A 9793-nucleotide genomic window follows, 5' to 3' on the forward strand; every position below is an offset into this window, starting at 1 on the left:
CCTACGGAAACTCGGGATCATCCGGAGGGCTTCACGGCCGGAGCCGAGATCGGCGGTCTCGGGGCCGCGGTGACGGGAGCCGCAGCCGGGGTGATCGCCGTGGGCATGAAGACGGGCACGGCGGAGGAGTCCGCGGCGGCCGGTGGCGCCAAGGTGGGCAGCTCGGCGGCGGAGGACACCACCCGGGGTGCGGTGCGAACATTCCGCCCACCGAGACGTTCGGGTCGGGCCGGGGCATTCCCGCGAGCATGTGAACCCCAAGAGTTGGTGAGCGATGGCCCACTACAAGGACCTCAGCCCGTACGACTACTCGGACGACGTGGACGAGACGGGTGAGGGCGCGGACTCCGGCGCGTCCCTGCTGAACGTCGGGTGGCTCGCCGAGGGGCACGAGTTCCCGCGCGGCGACGTCCCCGAGGGATTCGTGGAAGCCCTCCTGGAGCTGGCCAAGGACACGGTGAACGTCTACCGGGGCATGCATTCCTGCGACTTCTGCCCGAGCTTTCAGGAAGCGCGGAAGAACGTCACGTTCCGCGATGTGTTCATCGGCAGCGGAGAGGTCCATGTGCGGGGCGGCGAAGGCCGTGTCTACGCCGCCCCGGCGCTGGTCGTGCATTACGTGGTGGATCACGGACACCAGCCGCCGCAGGAATTCGTCGACGCGGTACTGGCGACCGGGATGGGAAAATGACAGGCTCACGCGCGGAACGCCGATCCGCCGGCACCGAGACCATGCTGGACGTGCTGCTGCGCTGGACATGGATCCGGCGCCGCACGCCCGCCCGGGACATCGCCGACTTCGACGCCGGGCAGCCGTTGCGGGTCGTCGGATTCACCCAGACCATCGGCGGCACGGTCAAGGTCTCGGTCGGCAAGGGCAAGCAGGTGGCGCGGTCGAGGCAGGGGTATCTCCGGCTCGCCATCGGTGAGACGCCGGTCTGGAGTGATGCGCGGGGCGGCCGGAGCGCGACCCTCCAGGCGCCCTTCCGGCTGAAGCCTGCGGCCGGGAAGGTCCGGCTGGCGCCGAAGTTCGAGCGGTACGAACTCGTCACCGGCGCCGGGACGTACGACCTCGCGGTCCCGAAGAAGGACGGGGAACTGCTGCGGCACGCGCTCGGCGGCGGACCGGGGCCCCGGTGAGCGACGGAGCGTGAGCGAGCCGCCCGGCTGCCACCGGAGTGGCTCCTCTCGCCGCGTGAAACCTGCTGCCGATCACCTGACGGATGCGCGAGGAGATGGCGTCGGCGCACTGTGCGCAGGTCCTGGAGCGGGCGCGCAGGAGCATCCTCATGATCGCCGGCCGGCCCTGCCCAGGGCCGGGGACATCTGATGTGAAGCCCCCGGAGACTCCCTGGAGACCGGCCCCTCCGTCACGGCAGGTGGCGTTCCCGTGGCCCGGTGCCCTGCTCCGCCACCCGGCCGATCTTCGCCAGGCGGACCAGCGCGGGCCTGGACAGCACCTCGCCGATGTCGTGCAGGGCCACGATGAGTTCCTCGACGCCGTCCAGGGGGGTGTCCTTGTCCGCGTGCAGGAGTACGCCTCTGTACTCCTCGGAGGAGATCTCCCTGCCGGGCAGATCGACGCGTTCCTCGTCCGTGAGGAAGAGCGCCGGGATCGAGGTGTCGAGGGCCAGGGCGAGGGCGGTGAGTTCGGTGGCCGTGAAGGCACGGCCACCGCGTTCGGCCTGGTGGACGGCCTGTCGGCTCCAGGGTTTGCCCAGGTAGCGCCCCACTGCCTCGCCCAACTCGGCGAGTGACATTCGCCGCGCTTCCCGAAGACGCGCGATCTGCCGTCCGATGGCTTCCTCGACCCGCATGCCCACTCCCAGGTGTCATCCGCTGCAATGACAAATCAGCCTCGGCGTTGACAATCGTCCGCCGAGCGCCCTAGCGTAATGCCATGCATTGCTCTGTCAGTCTCCAGAATGACAGATGGTGAGGAGCCGGTGTACCGACGCGCGGCCGTCGTGGTGTCGTCGTGGTGTCGTCGAGAAGCCGGCCCGGAGCAGCGGAGGCCGAAGTGCAGCACTTTCATCTGGATTCCGTGAGCGCGGGGGATGGCTGTGCCGTCCTGCGTGCCGCAGGCGAGATCGACGTGTACACCGCCCCCCAGCTGCGCGAGAAGCTGATCGAACTCGTCGACGCGGGGAGCCTGTACCTCATCGGGGACCTGCGCGGCGTGGAGTTCCTCGACTCGACCGGCCTGGGCGCTCTCGTGGGCGGCCTCAAGCGGCTGCGGACGCGCGAGGGTTCACTGCACCTTGTGATGTCGTCCGAGCGGATCATCCGGATCTTCCGCATCACCGGACTCGCCAAGGTCTTCTCGATCCACCCGACGGTCCCGGAGGCCATCACCGCCGACAGCCACTGGCGCCATACGCTCGCAGCGGGGGGCCACGACATCGAGCGATGGTGCCGCGACCACGGCCTGCAGTGAGCTGTCGTTCGACCGGCAGCGGCGCCGAGCCGGTGATCAGTAACGCGGACCTGCGCGGGAAGGTCGCCTCGACGGTCGTCACGCGCGACGGCCGGTCGGCCCGCTGCCTGGACGGCAGCGATGACGAGGAGCTCAACTGCGTTGTCGGCTGGGCGGGTTCGGACGTCAAGGGCATCACCGTAGGGACCACGGGCACACCACCGGGGCCACGATCCAGGACGGCCGCTTCACCGCCTGGTGGCCCGACGGCGACCCCGACGGCGGGATCACCGGCACCCTCACCCTGCACCTGGCCCACGGCTCGACGCACACGGTCGAGGGCGACAGCCTGCTCGACTGACCGGTCTGGGGCGTTCTGGGTCGGTCCGAGTCAGCCCTGGTACGTGGACTCGACGCCGTTCTCGTCGGGCAGTTCCCTCAGCGCCCGGTCCGTGATGCGGGCGGTGAGGGCTCTGGCGAAGCGTTCGGCGTGCAGGACGCGGAAGGGTCTGGAGTGGTACAGGCGGGTGGTCGGGTCGACGCGGTCGGTCAGGTTCAGCTGGTTGTGGATGCCCGCCACCGCTTCGTAGGCGTAGGCGAGGTGCTTCTCCCTCGTGTGCCAGTCCGTGGCCGAGAGGGCTGCCGTGAGGACCGGGATCAGACGGTGGCCGGCCGTCGTGCGGGAGAAGGCGCTGCCCAGCCATTTGTCGTACGGGGGGTAGCGGCGGTCCATCAGGAGGCACAGGCGCATCAGGTGGCGGGTGATGTGGGCGGCGACCATCGCCGAGCCGAGTTCGTCGCCCACCTCGCCGCAGCGGCCCACGAAGGCTTCCTGTTCGGAGATGTGCTGCCACTGTCGGGCCAGGACGTGGAGCCAGACGTCGCGGGGGTACCAGCGGAGGGTGTGGCGCACGGGGCCGAGTTCGTGCAGACCGTCGTGGAAGACCGCGCCCGCCGTGACCTCGGCGAGGAGTTGGGTGGGGGTCGTCAGCCAGTCTGCTGTGGTGATGGCGTCGGTCGCGTCGAAGCCGAGTGTCGCCTTGAACCAGGCCGTGGTGTGGGTGACTTCGACGCGGTGGTGGACGGGGTCGTCGGTGGGGCGCATCACGCGGATGTCGCCGTCGCCCGTCGGGGCGAAGTTCGTCGGGTAGCCGTGGAAGGTCTTCGGGAGGTGTTCGGCGAGGTGGTGTCTGATGCGGCCCGCGTGCCGGGGGACGTCACGGGGGCGGAGGAAGAGCTGGAGACGCGGGCCCCATTCGTGGTCCGCCGATCGCGGGGTGTCGTAGCCGAGGACCTCGGAGCCGCTGCCGATGCGGGCGGCGGAGTGCGGGAGGTCGGGGGCGGTTTCCTCCAGGAGGGGGCGGACGGCTTCTGTGTAGAAACGGCGGGAGAGTTCGAGGCCCGGTAAAAAAGTTGGCATATTCGTGAAGCTCATGACCCGACCCTGCCCAATCTCCACATGATCGTGCGCGCGAATTTTCGCCGTCGCCCCCTCAACTCCCGTTCGGTGCCCCCAACTTCCGCAACGCCCCGTCCGTCAGCCGGTACACCGTCCACTCGTCCTGGGGTCGGGCGCCCAGCGCTTCGTAGAAGTCGATCGCGGGGCGGTTCCAGTCGAGGACGGACCACTCCAGGCGCTCGTAGCCGCGGTCGACGCAGATGCGGGCCAGTTCGGTGAGGAGGGCCTTTCCGTGGCCGGTGCCGCGGGCGGTGGGGCGGACGTACAGGTCCTCCAGGTAGATGCCGTGGACGCCGCGCCAGGTCGAGAAGTTGAGGAACCACAGGGCGAAACCGACCGGTTCGCCGGTGGTGTCGTCGGTCGCGATGTGGGCGTAGGCGCCCGGGTGTTGGCCGAAGAGCGCCTCGTGGAGCTGCTCCGGGGTCGCCCTCGCCTCCTGGGGTTCCTTCTCGTAGGCGGCGAGTTCGCGGATCAGGGCGTGGATGACGGGGATGTCGGTGGGGGTCGGGGTGCGGATCATGGGGTGAGGCTAGTCGGGCTCGGGTCTTTGCCCTGCTCGTGGTGAGCCCATTGCCGCTCCCTGCGCGGCAGCAGCAGCGGGCTCGCCAGCAGCAGGATCCCCGCCAGCGCGATCGCCGTGCGCGGGGTGGTCGCGGCTGCCAGCACCCCCCATGCCGCCGTCATCGCCGCGATCGCCGCACTCGTGCTGATCGACCAGGCGGTCAGGGTACGGGCGACCCGGTCGGGGGCGGTGTGTTCGAGGCGGCTGGTGGCCAGCAGCGGGTTGAAGACGCCGATGCAGGTCACCAGGCCGAGTTGGACGCCGATGACGAGCAGCATCCCGGGGACTCCGGGGCGGACGAACGCGAGCCCGACCGGCCAGCACGCGCGCAGCACCCCGGAGACCCGCAGCACCCTGCGCGCTCCGAACCGGGCCGCCAGCGGGCGCGCGAGGCGCGAGCCGACGAAGCCCCCGACGCCGGAGGAGGCCGCGAGCGCGAGGGCGTACTGCCAGGGCGAGAAGCCGAGGCGACCCAGCATGAGTACGGCGAGCAGCGGCTCGGCGGCCATGATCAGACCGTTGACCACCATCGCGTTGAGGAGCAACGGGCGCAGGGTGGGGTGGGCGAGGAGGTAGCGCCAGCCGTCGAGCAGATCGCCCGCGCGCAGCCGCGGCGCACCGCTCCGCTGGGGGCGCGGTTCCGTCCCGCCGATGGCCCGGATGCCGAGGGCCGAGAGCAGATAACTGGCGGCATCGGCCACCACCGTCGTCACCGGCCCGAACAGTCCGATCGCGGCCCCGCCGAGCGGCGGTCCGAGCATGGTCGAGGTCCAAGTCGTCGACTCGAAGCGGGAGTTGGCGACCAGCAGGTCCTCCGGCGGCACCAGCGCCTTCAGGTACGAGCCGCTGGCCGCGTTGAAGGCGATGTTCGCGGCGGCGACGACGACCGACACGACGAGGAGCTGGGCGAAGGTGAGCAGCCCGAACGCGAACGCGACGGGGACCGTCAGCAGCGCCGCGCACCGGGTCAGATCCATCGCGATCATCACGGGCCGCTTGCGGCGGAACTCCACCCACGGCCCCAGCGGTACGGCGACCAGGGCCCCCACCGCCCGCCCCGAGGCGGCCAGCACCGCCACCTGGGTCGGCCCGGAGTGCAGCACCAGGATCGCCATGAAGGGGAACGCGCCGAACCCGAGCCCGGTGCCGTACGAGCTGACCGCGAACGACGCCCACAGCCACCCGAACCGGCGCCCCAGCGCCCGCCTGCCCACTCGCACTCCCTCGGTCGAACAGCCCCGCGTTGACCTCAGGGATCCAACCGAGGGGCACCCTCACCGGTCAAACAACCGACGCGCCGCGAGGTTACAACCTCTGGTTGTGTCACCTGGTGAGCAGCGATTGTCAGTGGCCGCCCGTATCGTCGCCGACGTGGATCTCGACGCTGTGCGCACCTTCGTGGCCATCGCGGACGCGGGCCGCTTCCAGGACGCGGCCATGGAGTTGTCGATCACCCAGCAGGCCGTCTCCAAGCGGATCGCCGCGCTGGAGCGGACCGTCGGCGTACGGCTCTTCGCGCGGACCCCGCGCGGGGCCGAACTGACCGTCGACGGGCGGGCGTTCCTGCCGCCCGCCCGCGATCTGCTGCGGGCCGAGGCGCGGGCGTTCGCCTCCGTCCGGCCCGGCCACCGCGCCCTGCGTGTCGACGTGATCGGCCGCGGGCTCGCCCCGGCCGCGCTCCTACGGGACTTCCATCGCGCCCGCCCCGAGTTCGAACTCGACGTCGTGACCCTCTTCGACGCCGACGCGGCCGTGGAAGCCATCCGCTCCGGCACGGTCGACGCGTCCTTCCGCGCCGTCACCATGACCGGCCGCCGGCTCCCCGACGACATCGAGGTCAGCCGGGCCTTCGACGAGCCCGTCCAGCTCCTCACCGGCCCGGCCCACGCACTCGCCGCCGCCCGCACCCTCACCCCGGCCGATCTCGCCGGGCACCGGATCTGGATGCCGGGCCTTGTCCCCGGCACCGAGTGGGCCGCCTACTACGACGCGCTCGCCGCGGCCTTCGGACTCACCATCGAGAGCAACGGGCCCGATTTTGGAGTGGAGCCGCTGCTGGACACCATCGCCGGTTCGCGTTCCCTGGCGACCTTTGTCGGCGAGCAGACCCGCCTGGTCTGGCCCGCCGGTCACGACCTGCGCCGTATCGCCGTACGGAATCCGACTCCGGTCTACCCGCACTCCCTGGTCCGCCACCGCGACAACCGGCACCCCGCGTTGGCCGCCCTCCGCGATCACCTCCACGACGGCGGCGGGCCTGGTCACTCCGACGACACGGAGACCTGGACACCGGCCTGGGCGTAAAAACAGACCTAGCCGCGCAGCCGCCGGCCGATCTCCAGGTGGTCCGGCGACGGTGGGCGTCCCTCCTCCACCGCCCACAGCACGTTCTGCAGCACCCGGCCCAGCGTCCAGGCGCGTGCCCGGTCCCGGTCCAGCCCGAGTACCTCCGTCATGGCGTCGAACCGCCATCCGACCTCGTCCGCGTCGAAGCGGTTCCACAGGGCCGGGAGGAGGTCGAAGCCGGGGTCGCCCGCGAGTGGCTTGGGGTCGATGGCGAGCCAGGGAGCGCGGTCCGCGGCCAGCACGTTCTCGAAGTGCAGGTCCCAGTGGAGCAGCCGGTCGCCCGGTTCGCCGACGACCTCGCGCACCGCCGCCGCGCAGTCCGCGAGCAGCCGCCGCTCGGCCGGGTCGGAGACCTGGGGCAGTGCCGCCGAGGTCCGGTCCAGCAACTGTGCCGCGAGGTCACCGAGCCGCCGCAGCCCCGCCGGTGCCTCGACGGCCGTCAGGCGGGCCAGCAGCCGGGCGATGACCAGCGTGGCCTCGCGGGAGTCCGGTAGATCCGCCAACACCCGCCCCGAGTCGAGCCGTTCGAGCAGCAGCGTGCCCGTGTCGGCGTCGGCCTCCAGCAGTCGTACGGCCCCCTCGCCGTCCCAGCCCCGCAGTGCGACCGGCTCCCCGGCCGTCTCCTCGTCCACGTCCTGGAGCTTGAGCGCGGCCGGTGTCCCGTCCGCCCGCAGCACGGGCAGGACCAGCGCGCACCGGCCGTTCATCGACGGCCCGTCGAGGCGCAGCTCCCACTGGTCGAGGAACCGCGCGGCCCGCTCCCGGAGAGCGGTGGCGAAGGCCTCTCCCGCCTTCCCGCCGAAACTCTCGTAACTGGCGACCAGCGCGGCCGGAATGTCGATCACGGCTCCGACGATACTTGCGTGCGTGAATCGGCTCATGCGAATTACCCGGGGCCTCCACAGGGTGTGGGCGTACGTCCGCAGCGCCCCCGGCACGTACGTCTGGCTGGGGATCCTGTTCGTCACCACGGTCGCCGTGCACCACATGTCGCCGGAGTTCGAGCAGGAGTTCCTGCGGCAGCGGTCCACCAATATCCACGAGTTGTCGAACAATCCGGTGCGGGTGCTGTTCGCGAGCGCGATGTGGATGGATGGGGGGCGCTGGTTGCCGTATGCCGTGCTCTACACGGTGTTCCACGCGCAGGCCGAGCGGTGGCTCGGTACGGCGCGGTGGCTGATGGTGTGTGTGGCCGCGCATGTGCTGGCCACGCTGATCAGCGAGGGGGCGCTGCTGGAGGCGATCAGGAGGGGCGTGGCGCCGCAGTCCGCGGTCAACACCCTTGACATCGGGGTGAGTTACGCGCTGGCGGGGGTGGTGGGGGTGCTGGTGTACCGGATCGCGGTGCCGTGGCGGTATCCGTATCTGGTGGTCGTACTGGCGGTGTACGGGGTGCCGTTGGCGACCGGCCGGACCTTCACCGATCTTGGGCATTTCACGTCCGTGCTGATCGGGCTGGCGTGTTATCCGCTGGTCAGGGGCTGTGGAAAAGCATGGAATCCGAAGGAGACAGTCGCCGCGCTCAGGGGTTAGCGTCCGGATATGAGCGGTTCGGCGAGTGGTGGCGTGAGTGGTGTCGTCAACGGTGGCGTCTCCTTCTGGTACGCGGATGACGGCTTTCCGGTGCGACGGGAGCCACTCGGGGGTGACGCCTCCGCCGATGTCGTGATCGTCGGCGGCGGGTACACGGGGCTGTGGACCGCGTACTACCTGAAGAAGGCGGCGCCCTTTCTCCGGGTCACCGTCCTGGAGCAGAAGTTCTGCGGGTACGGCGCCTCGGGGCGGAACGGTGGGTGGCTCTACAACGGCATCGCCGGTCGCGATCGGTACGCGAAACTCCATGGCCGGGATGCCGCCGTGCGGTTGCAGAAGGCCATGAACGACACCGTCGCCGAGGTCGTCGCGGTGGCGGAGGCGGAAGGGATCGAGGCCGACATCCATCGGGGTGGGGTGCTCGAAGTCGCTTGTACGCCCGCTCAGTTGGCGCGGCTGAAGGCCTTCCATGAGCACGAGTTGTCGTACGGCGAGACGGATCGCGAGTTGTACGGCGCGCGGGAGACCGGTGAGCGGATCCGGGTCGTGGACGCGGTCGGGTCCACGTGGACGCCGCACGGTGCGCGGCTGCATCCGGTGAAGCTGGTGAAGGGGCTTGCGGCGGTGGTGGACGGGTTGGGCGTCACCATTCACGAGTCGACGCCGGTGACCGAGATTCGGCCCAAGCATGCGGTGACGCCCTACGGCACTGTTCGCGCGCCCTATGTCCTGCGCTGCACGGAGGGGTTCACCGCGAGTCTCAAGGGGCAGCGGCGGACCTGGTTGCCGATGAACTCCTCGATGATCGCCACCGAGCCGCTCAGTGAGGCGCAGTGGGAGTCGGTGGGGTGGGGTGGGCTGGAGACGCTGGGGGACATGGCGCATGCGTACATGTACGCGCAGCGCACCGGTGATGGGCGGATCGCGTTGGGTGGGCGTGGGGTGCCGTATCGGTTCGGGTCGCGGACCGACAACGACGGGCGGACGCAGGCTTCGACGGTCGAGGCGTTGCGGGAGATTCTTGTGCGGTTCTTTCCGTCGCTTGCGGGGGTGCGGGTCGCGCATGCGTGGTCGGGGGTGCTGGGGGTGCCGCGGGACTGGTGCGCGACGGTGACGTTGGATCGGGCTACGGGGCTGGGGTGGGCGGGGGGTTACGTCGGGTCGGGGGTGGCTACGACGAATCTCGCTGCGCGGACGTTGCGGGATCTGGTCCAGTTGGACTCGGGGCAGGCGGGGGCGACTGATCTGACCGGGCTGCCGTGGGTCGGGCACAAGGTGCGGAAGTGGGAGCCGGAGCCGTTTCGTTGGTTGGGGGTGCAGGGGATGTACGCGACGTATCGGGTGGCGGATCGGCGTGAACTGGGCGGGTTCAGTGGGGAGTCGTCGCGGTTGGCGCGGCTTGCTGATCGGGTGGCTGGGCGGCACTGAGGCCTGGGGCTTGGGGGCGGTTCGTTGTCGGGTGCGGGCCGGTGGGGGC

11 protein-coding genes and 1 pseudogene are annotated in these 9793 nt (G+C 70.4%); 6 read left to right on the forward strand and 6 right to left on the reverse strand.

From position 1 onward, the window contains the following. Positions 1-17: 17 nt before the first annotated feature. Entirely contained in the window at positions 18-182 is a 165-nt protein-coding gene (locus SPR02S_RS63695; protein ID WP_019064734.1) for a hypothetical protein, read from the reverse strand. Positions 183-274: 92 nt separating this feature from the next. On the opposite strand from SPR02S_RS63695, the gene SPR02S_RS58310 reads away from it, so the two are divergent. Both SPR02S_RS58310 and SPR02S_RS50730 read left to right on the forward strand, forming a co-directional pair. Continuing rightward, positions 275-691 (forward strand): DUF7919 family protein, encoded by a 417-nt coding sequence (locus SPR02S_RS58310; protein WP_019064735.1) that lies wholly within the window; start codon positions 275-277, stop codon positions 689-691. Further along, on the forward strand, positions 688-1140 hold the full coding sequence (locus tag SPR02S_RS50730) for a hypothetical protein (protein ID WP_019064736.1): 453 nt from the start codon (positions 688-690) through the stop codon (positions 1138-1140). Before SPR02S_RS58310 ends, SPR02S_RS50730 begins: the two co-directional genes overlap by 4 nt. Positions 1141-1370: 230 nt before the next feature. On the opposite strand, the gene SPR02S_RS50735 is transcribed toward SPR02S_RS50730, so the two are convergent. After that, positions 1371-1817 carry a helix-turn-helix domain-containing protein gene (locus SPR02S_RS50735; protein WP_019064737.1) on the reverse strand — a complete coding sequence of 149 codons (447 nt, stop codon included), beginning with the start codon at positions 1815-1817 and terminating at the stop codon, positions 1371-1373. A gap of 218 nt (positions 1818-2035) precedes the next feature. On the opposite strand from SPR02S_RS50735, the pseudogene SPR02S_RS58315 reads away from it, so the two are divergent. After that, positions 2036-2359: pseudogene (locus tag SPR02S_RS58315) on the forward strand (STAS domain-containing protein); the annotation flags it as partial. Positions 2360-2807: 448 nt separating this feature from the next. Here SPR02S_RS58315 and SPR02S_RS50745 read toward each other — a convergent pair. From SPR02S_RS50745 to SPR02S_RS50755, 3 genes are all read right to left on the reverse strand, one after another. Continuing rightward, positions 2808-3836 carry a DUF4037 domain-containing protein gene (locus SPR02S_RS50745; protein ID WP_019064739.1) on the reverse strand — a complete coding sequence of 343 codons (1029 nt, stop codon included), beginning with the start codon at positions 3834-3836 and terminating at the stop codon, positions 2808-2810. Between the two features lie 73 nt (positions 3837-3909). Beyond that, complete coding sequence (locus SPR02S_RS50750) at positions 3910-4395, reverse strand: GNAT family N-acetyltransferase (protein WP_019064740.1); 486 nt, start codon at positions 4393-4395, stop codon at positions 3910-3912. Then, on the reverse strand, positions 4392-5651 hold the full coding sequence (locus SPR02S_RS50755) for an MFS transporter (protein WP_019064741.1): 1260 nt from the start codon (positions 5649-5651) through the stop codon (positions 4392-4394). The genes SPR02S_RS50750 and SPR02S_RS50755 overlap by 4 nt, the downstream gene beginning before the upstream one ends. Positions 5652-5808: 157 nt before the next feature. Between SPR02S_RS50755 and SPR02S_RS50760 the strand changes: the two genes are divergently transcribed. After that, positions 5809-6741, forward strand: a complete 933-nt coding sequence (locus SPR02S_RS50760; RefSeq protein ID WP_026151646.1) for a LysR family transcriptional regulator — start codon at positions 5809-5811, stop codon at positions 6739-6741. Between the two features lie 8 nt (positions 6742-6749). On the opposite strand, the gene SPR02S_RS50765 is transcribed toward SPR02S_RS50760, so the two are convergent. Further along, on the reverse strand, positions 6750-7664 hold the full coding sequence (locus tag SPR02S_RS50765) for an aminoglycoside phosphotransferase family protein (RefSeq protein ID WP_019064743.1): 915 nt from the start codon (positions 7662-7664) through the stop codon (positions 6750-6752). Here SPR02S_RS50765 and SPR02S_RS50770 point away from each other — a divergent pair. Both SPR02S_RS50770 and SPR02S_RS50775 read left to right on the forward strand, forming a co-directional pair. Then, a complete protein-coding gene (locus SPR02S_RS50770; RefSeq protein WP_019064744.1) occupies positions 7663-8316 on the forward strand; it encodes a rhomboid-like protein in 654 nt (217 codons plus the stop codon). The genes SPR02S_RS50765 and SPR02S_RS50770 overlap by 2 nt on opposite strands. Positions 8317-8325: 9 nt before the next feature. Then, on the forward strand, positions 8326-9744 hold the full coding sequence (locus SPR02S_RS50775) for an NAD(P)/FAD-dependent oxidoreductase (protein ID WP_019064745.1): 1419 nt from the start codon (positions 8326-8328) through the stop codon (positions 9742-9744). Positions 9745-9793: the final 49 nt, after the last annotated feature.

Origin of the sequence: Streptomyces prunicolor NBRC 13075, from assembly GCF_000367365.1 — a bacterium.
Classification (GTDB): domain Bacteria; phylum Actinomycetota; class Actinomycetes; order Streptomycetales; family Streptomycetaceae; genus Streptomyces; species Streptomyces prunicolor.

Coding starts and splice junctions, on each gene's coding strand:
- SPR02S_RS58310 (WP_019064735.1), top strand. CDS start 275: ATGGCCCACTACAAGGACCTCAGCCCGTACGACTACTCGGACGACGTG.
- SPR02S_RS50775 (WP_019064745.1), top strand. CDS start 8,326: ATGAGCGGTTCGGCGAGTGGTGGCGTGAGTGGTGTCGTCAACGGTGGC.
- SPR02S_RS50735 (WP_019064737.1), bottom strand. CDS start 1,817: ATGCGGGTCGAGGAAGCCATCGGACGGCAGATCGCGCGTCTTCGGGAA.
- SPR02S_RS50770 (WP_019064744.1), top strand. CDS start 7,663: ATGCGAATTACCCGGGGCCTCCACAGGGTGTGGGCGTACGTCCGCAGC.
- SPR02S_RS50765 (WP_019064743.1), bottom strand. CDS start 7,664: ATGAGCCGATTCACGCACGCAAGTATCGTCGGAGCCGTGATCGACATT.
- SPR02S_RS50745 (WP_019064739.1), bottom strand. CDS start 3,836: ATGCCAACTTTTTTACCGGGCCTCGAACTCTCCCGCCGTTTCTACACA.
- SPR02S_RS50750 (WP_019064740.1), bottom strand. CDS start 4,395: ATGATCCGCACCCCGACCCCCACCGACATCCCCGTCATCCACGCCCTG.
- SPR02S_RS50730 (WP_019064736.1), top strand. CDS start 688: ATGACAGGCTCACGCGCGGAACGCCGATCCGCCGGCACCGAGACCATG.